The organism is Acidiphilium multivorum AIU301, from assembly GCF_000202835.1.
GTDB lineage: Bacteria > Pseudomonadota > Alphaproteobacteria > Acetobacterales > Acetobacteraceae > Acidiphilium > Acidiphilium multivorum.
Genome location: NC_015180.1, coordinates 1 through 14,328, shown reverse-complemented (window position 1 = coordinate 14,328; position 14,328 = coordinate 1). Strand labels below are relative to the sequence as shown.

Genomic DNA, 14,328 nt, shown 5'->3' with positions numbered 1-14,328 from the left:
CGTGATCCTCCTTCCGGTTGGATCGCGACGGGCAAGCCTCTCCCTTCGTCGGAAACGGCAATTTCCGACTTGAAGAAACGGCGTCCTACGGCTAGATTGGGGATGTATAGAGTTCCAATCTTAGCCGTAAGGCCCGTAGCGATAATCTCAAAAGTCCGCCCGGCAAGGCGGGCTTTTGCGTTTCTAGGGTTTGGCTAGATCGTTGCCGTTCTCCTTGTTCCATTCGACGGCCGCCACCAGTGAAGCCACCACGTCGCCTCGGCAGGAAGCCCCTCGGGAATCGCGCAAGCGGTCCAAGGCTTCCACGATCTCAACGGGCAGGTTCAGCAAGACTTGCGTCTTGCCATTCTCCCTGAGCCTTTGCCGATACCGGCGGACTCTTTCGATCTGTGCGGCATCCGTCATAACTAGACATCCTAGCAAGACAGCCTTGCTTGTCCACTGCTTCCTTTCACGATGCTGTCACACCGGCCCGGAATAGCTTGGTTTTCCTCACGGAATCCATCTGCGGCAAGGCCCGGCAGGGCCCCCAAAACAGGTCCGTCCACGCCGTAAAAGCGGCCGAATCGGGTCGAATCAGCCCGAATCGCGGCCAAGCGAAGCGCGCTTCCAGATAGCGCCATAGCGAGCGAGGCCGACACCCACCGCAAAGCACTATGGCAGCACGATTCGTTTCGAATTCGCCTCAACAATACTTATAGTCGCTGGACTCATAGTCTGTCTTCCGGGTGCATGTTGGGTATGTCTTTGACGGACAAGCAGCGATTCGGAAGAAAGGTCAAACAGTTGCGGCTTGCGAAAGGATGGACGCAAGAAGAACTGGCTGAACATACAGGCTTGCATCCAACTTACATCGGCGGCGTCGAACGTGGCGAGAGAAACCTCGGCCTCGACAATCTACTAAAAATCGCGCGTGCGCTCGGAGAGCCTCCAGCGGCACTGCTTTTGGATTTCCCGAAATGACGCGCACGCCATCACCTGCGGACCTGGCAAGACTGGAACGGCTCGCCTGCCATCCGTCATCTGTTGAGGTTTCACATTTCAACAAAAAGTCCGATCTCCCTTATGGCCTACGGGTTGAACAAATTGCCGCCGCTATGAATGAGTTCATAGATTTTCTGAGTTTTATCAACCAACAGCTTGCAACCCGGCAAATTGAACGCCTTGAAACGATGCTCATGCCTGCGAATTTCAGCAGCATCGTCGGTGAGTTCATGACTTCGGCAATACCGAAGCATTGCAAAACGCTCGTCAAGAACACCTACCACAACGGGCACCCGGATATGCTGCCGGCGGGGAAATACCCCAACGACAAGTTGCAGCACGGAACCGAAGGAATTGAGGTCAAAGGATCCCGCTATCTGAAAAGCTGGCAGGGGCACAACGCCGAAGATGCGTGGTTGATGGTGTTCTGTTTCTCGGGCGGGCGGCCGACTGATAAGATCAAGGGTGTTTTGCCGGCTCCTTTCAAATTCCGGCTCGTCGCCGGTGCGCAGTTGAAGAAAGAAGATTGGAAATTCGCCGGCCGCTCAGAAACAAGTCGGCGCACCATCACCGCGTCAGTAACCAAAACCGGCTACCAAAAGATGATGGCGAACTGGATATACAAAGCGCCTGACCTGGCATGATTCTCCAACCTAGACGCAGAAAGCGGCCTGTTCGACTGAAACCACGTGGCTTGACTTGGCAGCGGCCTTAACGGTGATCAGCCTGGGCACCGCCTTCGTCGCCATCTCAAAATAGTCGTCATACCGTTCAACGCCGACGCACTTGTAACCAACAGCCTCGGCAGCGGCGACCGTCGAACCTGATCCCATGAATGGATCAACAACCACGCCTTTACCCAGGGGGAGAACGGCCCGCACCAGTTGCCGGAGCAACGATTGCGGTTTCAGGCTCGGATGCGGGGCAATTTCCTTTTCCCGCTTCGGTGTGCGTTCGCTGTCGATCACGTCACAGAACGGATTGCCGTCTGAACGGCGACGCAGCCCGCCGGTGCCATAGATACGCAAACACTCCCTGACGGTCATTTTCGGAGGCATGGGCTTTCGGAACAGGCCCCACGGCTCATAACCACCACGCGGCAACGAGCAGACGTCGGGATATTCTTCCTCGCCAAGCTTGGGCCGATCGCCGCCGCGCAGCGTTTGAACCAAGCGAATGATCTCCGTGCGGAACTCAAAGCCACCGTCGATCATCGCGGAAAAAACAAGCTGCGACAGGAAGGAATTGGACGCCATGAAGATATGCGCGCCTGGCTTCAAGGCAGGCAGGGCGGCGACGGCAAAATCACGAAAGAAGCGGTGCAGCGTCGTGCGTTCTTCCGGGTTTAAGGCTGTAAACCGTGGCAACGGCGCGCGCTGCGAGCCGTCGAAGCTCGGCGGAAGCCGCCAGATACCCGGCCCGCCGCTCAACATCATCTCGATCTGGTCAAGCTCGTATTCTTTGACTCCATAGGGCGGATCAAAAACCATGCCGTCAACGCTCTCGGGCGGAAGCTGCGACAGCCATTCAAACGCATCAGCATGAACCAGCTGTGAGCGGCCGATATGCACGGTTCGATAGTCGCCCGTGAAGTCGGACAAAGGGATCTGCTTGGCTTGTATGTTCATACGAGAATCCTTTTGCGTAACGCGCGCGCGTTCTGATTTTGTCCGCCAAACTAGCTTTTCACGGCTGCATCGAGTCGCGAAATCGTCGCCTGACTGACGTTGTAACTGCGCGCCACGACGCGCTGCGGCTCTCCGGCCGCAACGCGCGCGGCCGCTTCACGCTGCTGATGCAGCGTAAGCTTCGGTTTACGGCCGAACTTCACGCCTTGCGCTCTCGCGGCTTCGCGGCCGTGCGCGGTGCGTTCGAGAATGCGGCGACGCTCAAGCTTCGCGGCCACGCCGAGGATCGCAAGCACGATTTCGGCAAAGTCGGATGTGGTATCAAGGAACGGTTCAGCCAGTGAGCGCAGCCCGGCACCAGAATCCTTAATCTGGCGCGCGATCACCAGCAGGTCGGTCGTGTCACGCGAAATGCGATCAACGGCCGTGGTAACAACCACGTCGCCGGGCTGGAGCGCCGCAAGTAGCTTGCGAAGCTGCGGCCGGTCGGCATGGGTGCCGGTGATCTTCTCGCAGAACACCTTCTCGCACCGGACAGCGGCCAGTTGGGCGCGCTGTGCGGTAAGGTCTTGGGCGGCGGTCGAGACTCGGGCGTAGCCGAAAATCATACTTTGATTTTGCATCAGATTTTTGCATCAGAAAAGTCTCAAAGATTCAGATCTCTAGGTTTGATGCAAAACTCTTGATTTATGAAACATTCCTCTTAACTCTACGAATCGGCCCTAATCCCGTGATATTCAGTTGGGACAAGATCTAAGGCTTCACTTATGCGGTGTATCTTCTGTTCTCTAGACAGGTCACCAAGCGAAGAACATGTCTTTCCGCTAGCTATTGGTGGCACAGTCACAACTGACCGGGTGTGTGAGCCTTGCAATTCGACGTTGGGCAGCCGTGTCGATGCCGCGCTAAGTGATTTCTTCCCCGTCCGAGTGCGACGCGCAATGCTTAATTTGGCAGGGAACAGCGGCACTGTCCCCGCCAGGCACGAGATGTTTCTCGGCAAGGTAAAGCTGGTCGGTCAAACGGCCGATCAGGCCCACGTCACGTTTAATAAGGAAACGGGCCAGCTGGATACGCGGCAGCTCAAGCATGTCGCAGAAACCGTCACGCCTGACGGACAAAAGATGCTTCAAATAACCCTCGACGAGCGCGACAAGGATCAACTTCCTAAAATTATTGCCCGTGAACGAAAGCGACGCGGCCTTCCTCCATTGTCGGAGGAACAGCTCGCTAGCCAGACAAATAATTTCACAACTACTACCGTTGACCATCCACTTATTCAAATCAATCAGAGCATCAGTTTTGCGTTTCTGCGGCATGCAATGATGAAGATCGCCTATGAGCTTGCATTCCTATGGCTCGGCGAACTCTATCTTGATGATCCTGTAGCTGCGGAGCTGCGTACGGCCATTTGCTCTCCGGAGCTTACATCGACGGACAAAATTGCAGGCTATGTTGGTGTGGCTGAAGACTGCGACGCTTTCAAATGCTGGACGCCACATGAAGAGCATCACCTAGCATATGCGAACGTTGTCGCAGGTAATGTCATGATCTCTGTCCGCGTCTTCGATATATATGCCGCTTGCATAGTCGTAAGCCGCGAAGCTGGTCGATATTTCCAATCACATGCCCATGACGAAAAGCTACGTTTTCTAGCCATTGATGCCGTCAGCGGCAAAACCGTCGAAACGTCCTTTGGTCAAGAAACGCAGCGCATAGCGACGGCGATGACCGCATTTCAACGCCTCCCGCCCTTTTGGGACCCGCTTTGAGGCGACCAGACCGCAACGACTTATCGCATAAATCTTGCTTTTCGGGACAGCGGGCGGGCTTCGATCATACTTTCCGGAGCACCGGAATCCGCACGCTGGCCCAGATCACGTGCTCAACGGCGCGCTGCCCGCTTCAGCTGCACATCCACGCCGGTCATGCGGATGCGCCACTCGCATAGCTGATCGCTTGTACCGAACGCCATCGCGATGTTCGTGATCGTCTCACCACGGCGGCGGCTACGCATCAGAACATCACGCGGCAGCAGCATTGCGGCCGCCAACCAATCTGCCTCTGCCTCTGCGTCTTCTGAGTAATCGCTCAGCAGTAGCATCCCGTTCGTGGAAACGTCGACTCGTGCGGGCACATGTTTGAGAATGATATGGGCCAGTTCGTGCATCAGCGTGCTAGACCTGCGTCCACGACTATGGCTCGGGTTGATGATGATGGCGGTCACCCCGCCTTCTTTGAGCGTCATGCCTGACCAGCTCTCGCTGTCGGTTTGCAGTAAGCGCCTTTTGCATTCAGCCGAAATCTCGAGGTCGTCGAAGTCCAGGACAACGACCCCGATGTGCCGGGCATAACGCGATGGATCTAGCGGTGCCGCTGGATCCAAACCAAGCTCTAGCCTGGCTTCCGCGCTTAGGCGCTCCGCCTGGGCTTTAAAACCGTGGCGCATACTAGGGGTCGATCAGCTGATTTCGGGCTTGAATTGCACGTTGAGCGGCCAGGATCAGTTCGCCTAGCGCCACCGCCGTTTCTGGCGCCACAGTTTTCTGCTTCCGGAAGTGAACGACAGCTTGCGGCGATTGTTCAGCCTGGTCGCCCAGCCCGAGGAATTCGCGGGCGTCACGGTCCAGCCAGCGGCAGATTTTGGCAAATGTCTCCAAGTCGGGCATGTGCCCGTTCTCGACACGCGACAGCGTGGCGGCGCTGATGCCAACGTCGGCTGCGGTTGCCCGAACACCGCGCCCGCCGCGCTTAACGGCGATAAGACGGCCCAATTCCTTGATCGGTAGCAACATTAAACCTCATGGCGTGATTACGCCCTTGCGCGGAGCGCAGGAGCGACCTAAATATGTCTTACGTGTAAGACGATTTGTCATACATATAAGACGTTTCGTTGATAAGACAGAGAATCACGGCGCATCAAGGGCGTCAAGTGGAGGCTAGCATGGGTGAATTAGACCAAGGCAAAGATCCGCTGCTCGAACAGGCGGTTGAGCACCTGAAGCACGCGGAAGCGGACCTGGCACGTGCGCGGGAAGCAGAAACGCGGACCGAGCACGAGATCAAAGAAGCGGCCGAGGAAATCACGCGGGCCGAGCGCCATAACCGTCCTCATGAACTGATCGTCAATCGCAAGCCGTATACTTGGCCCAAGGACAAGATCGACGGTCGTGAGATCAAAGCGCTTGCAGGTAGCCCCGCCGACTGGGTTGTGAACCAGATCGTGGACGGCCCGGGCGAAGATCCGGAAGTCGCCAATGATCAGTTTGTTGAGCTCGCCCTCGATGCCGAACCCAAGGGCGTGAAGCGGTTTATCACCCGCAAACCGAAGACTTCGCCGGGCGTCCGATGAGCGAGCCCAGCTTCCTTCCCGAAGACGATCAGGATTTCTTACGACGCAAGGCGATCAAGCATCGCCTTGTCAGCGAGATGGTCGGAATGGAAGTGAGGCGGGGCGTGATTTTTCCAGAGTTCGAAGTCCCTGGCAATCTTTGCAGCCGCCAGAACGGGCAGCTGGTGGCCGGGGGAACAGCAGCCCTCCTCGTCTTGATCCCCAAAGGTTATGCCAAGACGCGGTTAGACAGCTGGTATGTTCAACCGGGTCTGTTTCTGCCGGGCGGTGGTCTGGTTGACCGGGCGGGTTCAGAAACAGACCTTTTCAATGGCAGGTGGCAGTTCTGGTCCCGGCATCTGGCCGATAGCGAGTGGCGGCCCGACATTGATGGGCTCGAGACATATATCCAGTACATCAGGGAGGGGCTACGCAATCCATGACACAATTCGCCCTTCGCCTCCTGGCCGAACAACGCGACCGTATCGCCGACCTTCTGTTCAAAGACGATAGCGAGCGGGCGGTACTGGCACTCTGCGGCCGGTCACGTGTCAAGGATCCGTGGTCCGGCGAGGTGGACGAGCGGTTCTTAGTCCGTGAGATTATTGAGGTGCCTGAAGATGCCTACGAAGCGCGTTCGCCAGACGGATTCACTTGGTCGACAACGCCCTTCTTCAATGCGCTGAAGCTAGCCGAGGCCAAAGATTTCGCTGTGGCCGTCTTTCACGCTCATCCCGCTGGTCAACTTAAGTTTTCCGGCGCCGATGACATCGCTGAGCATGACCTATTTCAGATCGCATTCAACCGCTTGGATAGCGACCGGCCACACCTGTCGGTAATCATGGATCGGACCAAGGATCTCGCAGCGCGGGTCTACGGCCCAGATCTGAAGCCGCAAGCGGCGAGCCGCATCATGGTCATCGGCAAGCGCTGGCAGAGCTGGCTAAGCGGACCTGCGGCGATTGCGCCGGTGGAACTTGACCGACAGGCCCGCGCCTTCGGCACGGCCTCCTCCGCACAGATCGCAGGACTAAAGATAGGACTCGTCGGCTGCGGCGGAACGGGCTCGGCCATAGCGATGCTCCTGGCACGCATCGGGGTCCGCAAGCTCGCCCTCCTCGATGACGATATCGTCGAGGATACCAACCTGAACCGGCTACATTTCGCGACACGGATCGATGCCAGCCTAAGGCGTAAGAAGGTCGATGTAGTCGGAGAAGGTGCGGCGGCGATCGGTCTTCCAATATCGATCATCCGCGTTCCGGACTTCGCGGATCGCCCTGCAGGCCTTGCGATCCTGAAGGCCTGTGATGTCGTGTTTGGCTGCACGGATGACGACCTTGGCCGTGAAGTCCTGAATCGCCTAGCGCACTTCTATTTCATTCCGGTGATCGATGTTGGTCTGCTGATTGAGCCTAACGCCAATGGCGGCTATGACATCTTTGACGGACGGGTGACAGTGGTGCAGCCCGGTTACCCCTGCCAAAGCTGCCGGGGTCTGATTAGCAATGATCAAGTCTATCAAGATAGCCTCCGGCGCGATCCGGAACTGCAAGAAGCCCGTCGTCGAGCTGGCTATGTGCCAAATGATCCCGATCCGAGTCCGGTGGTCGTCACCTTCACAACCGAAGTTGCCGCGATGGCTGTAAACGAGCTTTTCCATAGACTGAACGGATTTCGGGGTGAGGAGCAGACCTGCTCAGAGCGTGTTCGCCAATTTCAATATCTGAAGAATTCGGATACCCTGCCAAGCGGGCACTCAAAGCAAGGATGCAAGATCTGTGGTGTCCGGCGATATGATGGACGAGGCGACATGAACCCTATGCTCGACCTCACACTATGATTCGTATCCCGATCAGTTGGCTTGAATGGGGCGCTCGCCACAATCTTTGGAGCCGGCCGCACTTCCTTTGCCGCGAGGTAAGCGAGGCGCCACTCGACGAGGAGATGATGCCAAACCTAGTCTATGACGAGGTACGCGGTGGTCATCGCAAATGGGCGCACATGCTATGTCCGCGTTGCAGTGAACATATCCAACTCCAAACGGCAGCGGGCTCGAATTGGAAGATCACTTGCGATTGGCTACATCGGCCGACCGTACAGCCGTCGATATGGGAAACGGAAGGCTGCGGCGCCCATTTTTTTGTCCGAAAGGGCAGATTGATTTGGTGCCCTTGATCCCAAACTAATCGTTAGAACAATGCGGCTTTCGCCTAAATGTACGATAGCAGCGCCCAGCACAGCGTCTACGCCTCTTCTCCATTGCAGGCCGTTCTTCCCGGCACACCCGTCTGACTCGGCGCCCTCAGTCCATCTCGAACCCGAGATCGCGCTCCGGCTCGGCCTCATGCCCCCTCTCCGTTTCTGACCCTGCACCATCCGAGCGATCGATCTCGGAGGTCATGTCCGCCTCTCGTGCCGCTGCCCGATGCACTGCGGCCAGATCAATCTCCTGCCCCGGCGCCAAAGTGCGGACCAATGGCATCCTGTGTTCGCTGATGTCCTGGACCATGATCAGGCTACCCTGCTGCCAGAGGGCGATATCCGCTCCACGCAGCCGCATGGTGCCAACGAACTGCACTGCGCCCCGGTCCTCAGGCTCCAGCCCTCGATAAAAACACTGGTCACCCGGTTCCGGCCAGGCGTTCCGGTGAGACGCGAACATCATGATCGTGCCGGCCCGCCTGTCCGGCGCCGTCCACCCCTCGGCCTCATCGAGCGCCCGGATCCGCTGATCCCGCTCCGCCTCCAGCACTGGATCGGCAAACCTGATCTCCATCCGGTTCGTGACCGCCGCCTCCAGCAGACTCGACCGGAGCCGGTCGTCAGCGCCGATCTCAAGCGGTGCACCATCGGCCCGACGATGCGCCAGATCAAGCGCCAGACGCGCCGCCTCGGGGGAGAGCGTGACCAGCGCAACCCCCTCCTTCGTATCCAGAACCACACCGCCATCCCACATGCGCCAGGTCCGATCCCCGTGCCGCCCCACCCTGGCTTGCACACCAAGGGTTGGTTTCGGCTCGACCAGACGCTCAGGCACCCGGATCATCAAGGCCACAACCTGCTCCCGGCGCCCCTGCTGCTCCGCTGTTTGCCGCAAGGCCGCGAGCGCCACGCGATCCCCACCCTCAGCTTCGCGACGCAGCCAGTCCGGCCACCCTGGCGTCGGCGGATGCTCGGCCCGGATCCGCTCCCGCACGGCCAGACTCTCCCGCCGATGCCGGTCCAGCAACGCACGTTGCTCACGTTTCAGCGCATCGTATCGGATCCGTGGATCGATCCCGATGGTAACCTTCAGCCGTTTGATCTCGCCGAATTTCGCGGCGTAGTGCGCCGCAATTTTCGCCCGATACGCCCGCTCTGCCGCAATCTGGGCCTCCACCGCCTCGCGCCGGCCCGCCCGCGCGCCATCCCGCTCAACAACATAACGATCCCACAGGCCAGGCTCACCTCGATGCTCCGGCCGCACCGTCCGCTCGTAGATGCTCTCCGGCACGATCGCAGCCACCGCCGCGCCGGCCGGCTGATACACGCCAAGCCGGTCGGTCAGCCTCCCGAAACTCATCGATCGGTCGAGATCGCTCGCCCGCATCATCAGCGCCGGCTCGCCTCGCTTGCCGATCACCAGCCCCGCCCCGCGCGGACGGACTTCCAGACCATGCCGCGCTGCCGCCACATGCAATGCCGGCCAGCCACCCCGATCCTCGCGCCCGGCTTCCAGAAGGTCGGGACCCGCAACCCGCTTCACCCAGTCGATAAACGGCTCTTCGCCCGTATGTGCCCGCATCGTGGCCGCCGCATCCAGCTCCCGCGCCCGGCCTGGCTCCGGCAAGCCGTGATTCGTCCGGGTCAGCCCATGCTCAACCTCCAGCTCCGCCGCCATCACAGCCAGACGCTCATGATCCCGGAAGAAATGCGCCGCCTTGAACGTCTCCGGATGAATCAGATTGATCGCCACATGCAGGTGCAGATGCTCCTTGTCCCCATGCAGCGCCGATATCCGCTGATGCGCCGACAGCCCAAGCCCACCCACAAGCCGGTCCTCGATCGCCTCGATCTGTTGCCGCTCCGGCTGCTCCCCCGGCGGAAACGCCACCACCAGATGATAATTCGCGTCCGCCTTCACCCGCGTGTTCATCGCCTGGGTGGCGTCCATCACCTTGATCGCCGCCTCCAGATCATCCGCCAGTGCACAATTCGTGATCCGGACCCACACAACCCGATCGCCATGCCGGACCTGGTCACCCAGATACGCGCCAAGCCCGCGCGCCCCTTGCGGACCGCGGCGGCCACCGGAACCAGCTGCGACGCCATCGCCCGCTCGCCCAGCCTCCCCCTGCCCCGGTACCATCGCCGCCGTCACATACCGGGCCAGCTGCCGGAACCCGCCCGCCCGCGTCACCTTCGGCGGTACCCGGCGGACAATCATAGCCGCTTCACCGCCTCGCTCAGCCCGACAAGCCCCTGCCGGATTTCCGCAACAACCCGTTCCACCGTCTGCGGCGACGGCCCGGAGCCCCGCAATAGCTGGGAACGGATTGCCTCCAGCCGCTCCAGCAACCCCCGCAGCACCGCGCCCTGGCGCTCCAGTGCCACGATCGCCGCCTTGTCCACCTTCGAATTGATCGCGGCATGCACCGCCGCCACACGGACGTAATCCGTGACACCAAGACCGGCCGCCGCAGCCCGCGCCTCGATCTGCTCCCATTCGCCCGGCGTGTAACGCACCGCCAGCTGCACGCTTCGGCTCTCGCGCGTCGCCCGCGCACGCCTCACGCCGCGAGGACGCCCTCCCATGGAACCCGCCGGCCTTCCCTCATCCGCTGCGGCGGAGCCTTCGCTCTCGGACTCGTTGCCGGCATCCATTGGCGTCTCCTCTCCGTCCCAAAACGCGCCGGGCACACCCGGCGCCTGCGTCGAGCCACAGGCGAGTAAGCACCGCACCGCCCCTTCAGGCGGCACTCTACCCCTCCGCATTTGCATTGCAAATGCACATCTTGCCTAAAAAAGATAAATAGAATAAGGGAGAATATGGCAGAGAAAGCCAGATTTAAGCGTATGAAGACATAAATCCAGTAGAATCTGACAAAATCTGCTTTAAACCGCTAAATTCTGCTAATATCTCGCTGAATCCTGCAAAATCCGATTTTTGTTCGACACCCCACTGGCTACGATGAAAGTATGTCTGGTAACCAAATTAAAATGCGCGGAGTGGCCCGAATGGCGTTCAGGGCAGTCCGTAATGATGTCGCTGCCGAGATCGAGGCAGGGTCCACTGTCAAACTGAGTTGGCTAAAGCATTTCGGCGACCAGCCCACGCCAACAGTGAGCTATACCCACTTCGCTGGCCTCGTCGCCCGGGAGATCACCGGCAAAGTTGGTTCACGGGGTGGCCGGGCCACCGCCAAGCTGTCGTCACCGCACGAAGCATCCGTTTTGGATCAACCGGCGGCCGTGCCTCTGCCCAACCCGCAGCCAGCGCTTTCACCCGAAAAGCGTCAGCAACCGAATGACAGCCAAAGCCAAGTCCGCCAGCAACCAAAACGTATTGTCACCAGAGTCCCCGACATCGAGAGAATTCTCTACGGAAGCAAGGGCAAACTAAAAGAGTGAGGACCTGAATTACGGGTGGAGCCCGTGAAGAAGCCCCCAGGAGATACCGATGATGGCCACGGCCTGAAAACAGAATGCGACCATCCTCCACTTAAGCATGTCGGATTTTGCTTCACTGATGGCTTGCCGCAATGACAGGTCGATTTGCTTGATCTCGGATTTCATGACGCGACCGTTGTGATCACCTGCCTGGCGTCCGGGAATATCTGATGCGCTGGCTGGTAGACTGGATACTCCGGTATCATCACCAAGGTTGCCAGTGTTTCCATTAGCGCATGACCTGCTGTTATTGTTCATGGTTAAGATCGGCGTTGTTGCGATACCCACTGCTCAAGCAATTCCTGCAACAGGTCGGACAAGTCGCAATTTTCGTTCTCACCCTGCCCCGCCCGCAATATCATGACAGCATCGCGCTGCGTCTGCCTCCTGAGCAACACGGAAAACTGCTTCCATGCTGGATCGCTACGCTTTCCGTGGGGCCGTCCCAAAGATCGGACAGCAACCGACGGAACGGGTAATTCGGCACGCTCCGGGGCAGGCTCTGCAGGTGATGCTGCTGGCGTTGCGTTCTGAAAAATTCCCGCGAACTTGCTTTCGGTAGCTTTAGCCATCAGTCATCTCCTTTCCCGCCGCCTGATAGGCTTCCCAGGCGCGCTTGGCGCGAGGGTCATGCTGCACGCCATAGACAGGGACACCTTCGGCCGCGGCTCGTTCAAAAGATTTGAGCCGAGGAATCTCCGCAGTGAAAACGGGGATTTCCTCACGCAGCAACACCGCGCGGAGTTGGGGGCCGTCCGTCTCGGGTGGTGGTGGCACCTTGGTCATCAGCACCCTGTATTTGTTCGGAGCTAACTTACGAGCCGCCTGAAGGGTCAGAATAAGCGCGTCCGTGTCCAGCGAAGCTGGCACTGTCGGGATTACGAGTAGATCGCATCCCTTCGCCAATGCCTCGAAATCTGCACTGCCAGGGCGAGCCTCGGTATCGATCACGATATGCTGGAAGTTTCTCGCCTGATAAGCCCCCTCTTTCTCGTCCACGGTTTGGAATGGAAAACCGCCGCGCCGCCCCCATGCGGTTGCACTACGATTAGGGTCGCCGTCGATCAACAAGGTTGAAGAGAGGGTTTGTAAATAGGCGGCAAGGTGAACAGCGGTTGTGGTTTTGCCAACTCCTCCCTTGTAGCTCGCCACGGTTACAAACATTTCCAACCTCCATAATTTCAGAATTTCATAATTACAAAACTTGGAATTATGTGATGGTGTAATTATGAAATTTCAAATTTATAGAATTTCATAATTACGATCAAGACCGCCGAACATGATCGTAATTGCATAATTTTATAATTATGTAATGCGAAAGCCATCGTCCGCCCTGGTGCAGCGTCCTTGCCGCCTTGTCCCAGCCGAACATCATGGCACGCGCTCCTACGCGCATGGTCAGTGCCCTTTCGACCGGCGGGCTCTATCCTGGTTCGTCTTTAAACCCCAAATCGTCCGAGTTAGGTTGAGGGTTCCACCGCGGGCGCGCGTCACCATCCCGTTGAAATATCCGCCCGGTGTCGAGGTGAAATGTCCTTCCGGCTTCATCGAGACGATCGCCAGCGCAATGGCGGCCTGTTCCCGGCCCATGGCAAGGCAGGCTTCGCCCCAAAGCGGTTTCGAGACGCCAAGATCATGCCGCAGCCAGTCGGCAGCTTCCACGATGTCGGGCCAGGTGGGGGAGGGAGATCGGAGATAGGGCCGCAAGCGGGGAGCTAGACACACTAGCTCGTCGGTCGTGAGCCGCATGACCGGGCCAGAATCCTTCCGTGCCGATCGATTTGGTCCTTTTTTGAACCTTTCTGATGGAACGGACGGTTGGCGAGAGGTCACGGCTCCGCTGCCTGACCTACATTCACTCAATGCCATTACTGTATCCTGACAAGGATTAGGGTTTAGTTTGTAGTTGTATTGGTGGGGCCGGTTTTCCGGCCCCTTGGGGTCGGTTTGCACAGTTTCGCAATGGGCCTCCTGTGGGGGAATCGTCGCGTCCGCCAAGCGTTTCTTCGCCTCCGCGTGCCTCCGTTCAAGGCCGGCAACGCCAAGGGCTAATTCGTCGATCCGTTCGATGCGTTTCAGCACCCGCGCCAAGGCATGGGCTTCCTGGCCGAGACGCCCCCATTCCGGGCCAGCAAGGCCGATCTCGGCGGCCGTCTCGAGCACCTGGGCAAGGCCGCGTACGGCAATCGTCGCCCGCCGGCGTAAGCGTCGCATCTCCTCCCGCTCGGCACGCGCCTTCTCAGCCACCGCCTGAAACTCCGCCATGCGAACGGCGAGGGGAGAAAGATCGAACCCATAGGCTTCGACGATCCGGCCATGCGGATCGCGGCGGCCGTAACGCTTGCCGTTCGGGCTGTCCTTCATCGAGACCAGGCCGAGCTCGACCAGGTGCCGATTGAGCGTCTTGGCCTGTGTAGACCCGATGCCAAGGGCTTGCTGTTGCAAAGCGGCCGAGGGCCAGACAATCGGTCGGCTGCCTTCGGTCCAATCCTGGGCCTGGGTGAAGCTGAACAACCAATCAACGGCATGCACGACCCGGCCGGAATAGCCGAGGGCAGGGGCTGCCGCCTTGAAAGCCGCCAGGACACGGCCCGGCAAGGCCTTGTCCGGCAGGCCGCCGAACGCCTCGCCAACACGCTCGGTATTCAGCATGGCAAGGGATAGTTTTCGTAGTCCGCTCGGGCACTTAGCCCCGCTTGGTCGTGACGCCCCGAAGGCGTTTTCTGTCTGCAT

General features: G+C 58.9%; 19 protein-coding genes and 1 pseudogene. 9 read left to right on the top strand and 11 right to left on the bottom strand.

The features are described from left to right. Nucleotides 1–183 precede the first annotated feature (183 nt). Nucleotides 184–405, bottom strand: coding sequence for a hypothetical protein (locus tag ACMV_RS19205; RefSeq protein WP_013635158.1), 222 nt, complete (start codon nucleotides 403–405; stop codon nucleotides 184–186). A 336-nt stretch (nucleotides 406–741) separates the two neighbouring features. On the opposite strand from ACMV_RS19205, the gene ACMV_RS20545 reads away from it, so the two are divergent. Together ACMV_RS20545 and ACMV_RS19195 are read left to right on the top strand one after the other, a co-directional pair. Further along, nucleotides 742–963, top strand: coding sequence for a helix-turn-helix domain-containing protein (locus tag ACMV_RS20545; RefSeq protein WP_013635157.1), 222 nt, complete (start codon nucleotides 742–744; stop codon nucleotides 961–963). Then, nucleotides 960–1,628: a hypothetical protein gene (locus ACMV_RS19195; RefSeq protein WP_013635156.1), complete on the top strand. Its 669-nt coding sequence runs from the start codon at nucleotides 960–962 to the stop codon at nucleotides 1,626–1,628. Before ACMV_RS20545 ends, ACMV_RS19195 begins: the two co-directional genes overlap by 4 nt. 9 nt (nucleotides 1,629–1,637) lie before the next feature. Here ACMV_RS19195 and ACMV_RS19190 read toward each other — a convergent pair whose 3' ends face one another. Both ACMV_RS19190 and ACMV_RS19185 read right to left on the bottom strand, forming a co-directional pair. Further along, complete coding sequence (locus ACMV_RS19190; RefSeq protein WP_013635155.1) at nucleotides 1,638–2,612, bottom strand: DNA-methyltransferase; 975 nt, start codon at nucleotides 2,610–2,612, stop codon at nucleotides 1,638–1,640. Nucleotides 2,613–2,662: 50 nt separating this feature from the next. Continuing rightward, on the bottom strand, nucleotides 2,663–3,220 hold the full coding sequence (locus tag ACMV_RS19185) for a recombinase family protein (RefSeq protein WP_013635154.1): 558 nt from the start codon (nucleotides 3,218–3,220) through the stop codon (nucleotides 2,663–2,665). Between the two features lie 159 nt (nucleotides 3,221–3,379). Between ACMV_RS19185 and ACMV_RS22085 the strand changes: the two are divergent. Both ACMV_RS22085 and ACMV_RS20540 read left to right on the top strand, forming a co-directional pair. Continuing rightward, nucleotides 3,380–3,466, top strand: a pseudogene (locus tag ACMV_RS22085) (hypothetical protein); the annotation flags it as partial. Between the two features lie 135 nt (nucleotides 3,467–3,601). Then, nucleotides 3,602–4,384 carry an HNH endonuclease gene (locus ACMV_RS20540; RefSeq protein ID WP_231844568.1) on the top strand — a complete coding sequence of 261 codons (783 nt, stop codon included), beginning with the start codon at nucleotides 3,602–3,604 and terminating at the stop codon, nucleotides 4,382–4,384. 113 nt (nucleotides 4,385–4,497) lie between these two features. Here ACMV_RS20540 and ACMV_RS19175 read toward each other — a convergent pair whose 3' ends face one another. Together ACMV_RS19175 and ACMV_RS19170 are read right to left on the bottom strand one after the other, a co-directional pair. Beyond that, nucleotides 4,498–5,061, bottom strand: coding sequence for an ImmA/IrrE family metallo-endopeptidase (locus ACMV_RS19175; RefSeq protein WP_013635152.1), 564 nt, complete (start codon nucleotides 5,059–5,061; stop codon nucleotides 4,498–4,500). Between the two features lies 1 nt (nucleotide 5,062). Next, nucleotides 5,063–5,407, bottom strand: a complete 345-nt coding sequence (locus tag ACMV_RS19170) for a helix-turn-helix domain-containing protein (RefSeq protein WP_013635151.1) — start codon at nucleotides 5,405–5,407, stop codon at nucleotides 5,063–5,065. Nucleotides 5,408–5,556: 149 nt separating this feature from the next. Between ACMV_RS19170 and ACMV_RS20535 the strand changes: the two genes are divergently transcribed. From ACMV_RS20535 to ACMV_RS22080, 4 genes are read left to right on the top strand one after another with little or no spacing between them, the layout of a single operon-like run. Then, on the top strand, nucleotides 5,557–5,964 hold the full coding sequence (locus ACMV_RS20535) for a multiubiquitin domain-containing protein (protein WP_013635150.1): 408 nt from the start codon (nucleotides 5,557–5,559) through the stop codon (nucleotides 5,962–5,964). Continuing rightward, complete coding sequence (locus ACMV_RS19165; RefSeq protein WP_013635149.1) at nucleotides 5,961–6,386, top strand: E2/UBC family protein; 426 nt, start codon at nucleotides 5,961–5,963, stop codon at nucleotides 6,384–6,386. Before ACMV_RS20535 ends, ACMV_RS19165 begins: the two co-directional genes overlap by 4 nt. Then, nucleotides 6,383–7,786 carry a HesA/MoeB/ThiF family protein gene (locus ACMV_RS19160; RefSeq protein ID WP_013635148.1) on the top strand — a complete coding sequence of 468 codons (1,404 nt, stop codon included), beginning with the start codon at nucleotides 6,383–6,385 and terminating at the stop codon, nucleotides 7,784–7,786. Before ACMV_RS19165 ends, ACMV_RS19160 begins: the two co-directional genes overlap by 4 nt. Beyond that, nucleotides 7,783–8,121 carry a DUF6527 family protein gene (locus tag ACMV_RS22080; protein WP_013635147.1) on the top strand — a complete coding sequence of 113 codons (339 nt, stop codon included), beginning with the start codon at nucleotides 7,783–7,785 and terminating at the stop codon, nucleotides 8,119–8,121. Before ACMV_RS19160 ends, ACMV_RS22080 begins: the two co-directional genes overlap by 4 nt. A gap of 127 nt (nucleotides 8,122–8,248) precedes the next feature. Here the strand turns inward: ACMV_RS22080 and traI are convergent, their stop codons facing one another. Together traI and ACMV_RS19150 are read right to left on the bottom strand one after the other, a co-directional pair. Beyond that, nucleotides 8,249–10,372, bottom strand: a complete 2,124-nt coding sequence (gene traI / locus ACMV_RS19155; RefSeq protein ID WP_013635146.1) for a TraI/MobA(P) family conjugative relaxase — start codon at nucleotides 10,370–10,372, stop codon at nucleotides 8,249–8,251. Then, nucleotides 10,369–10,719 carry a plasmid mobilization protein gene (locus ACMV_RS19150; RefSeq protein WP_013635145.1) on the bottom strand — a complete coding sequence of 117 codons (351 nt, stop codon included), beginning with the start codon at nucleotides 10,717–10,719 and terminating at the stop codon, nucleotides 10,369–10,371. The genes traI and ACMV_RS19150 overlap by 4 nt, the downstream gene beginning before the upstream one ends. A 444-nt stretch (nucleotides 10,720–11,163) precedes the next feature. Between ACMV_RS19150 and ACMV_RS20525 the strand changes: the two genes are divergently transcribed. Continuing rightward, entirely contained in the window at nucleotides 11,164–11,556 is a 393-nt protein-coding gene (locus ACMV_RS20525) for a hypothetical protein (protein ID WP_148360944.1), read from the top strand. A 9-nt stretch (nucleotides 11,557–11,565) separates the two neighbouring features. On the opposite strand, the gene ACMV_RS21080 is transcribed toward ACMV_RS20525, so the two are convergent. The 4 genes from ACMV_RS21080 to repC form a co-directional block, all read right to left on the bottom strand. Then, complete coding sequence (locus ACMV_RS21080) at nucleotides 11,566–11,853, bottom strand: hypothetical protein (protein ID WP_148360945.1); 288 nt, start codon at nucleotides 11,851–11,853, stop codon at nucleotides 11,566–11,568. Nucleotides 11,854–11,855: 2 nt separating this feature from the next. Further along, nucleotides 11,856–12,167, bottom strand: coding sequence for a hypothetical protein (locus ACMV_RS20520; RefSeq protein ID WP_013635142.1), 312 nt, complete (start codon nucleotides 12,165–12,167; stop codon nucleotides 11,856–11,858). After that, a complete protein-coding gene (locus tag ACMV_RS19145; RefSeq protein WP_013635141.1) occupies nucleotides 12,160–12,759 on the bottom strand; it encodes a ParA family protein in 600 nt (199 codons plus the stop codon). Before ACMV_RS19145 ends, ACMV_RS20520 begins: the two co-directional genes overlap by 8 nt. Nucleotides 12,760–12,993: 234 nt before the next feature. Continuing rightward, nucleotides 12,994–14,328 (bottom strand): plasmid replication protein RepC, encoded by a 1,335-nt coding sequence (repC, locus tag ACMV_RS19140; protein WP_013635140.1) that lies wholly within the window; start codon nucleotides 14,326–14,328, stop codon nucleotides 12,994–12,996.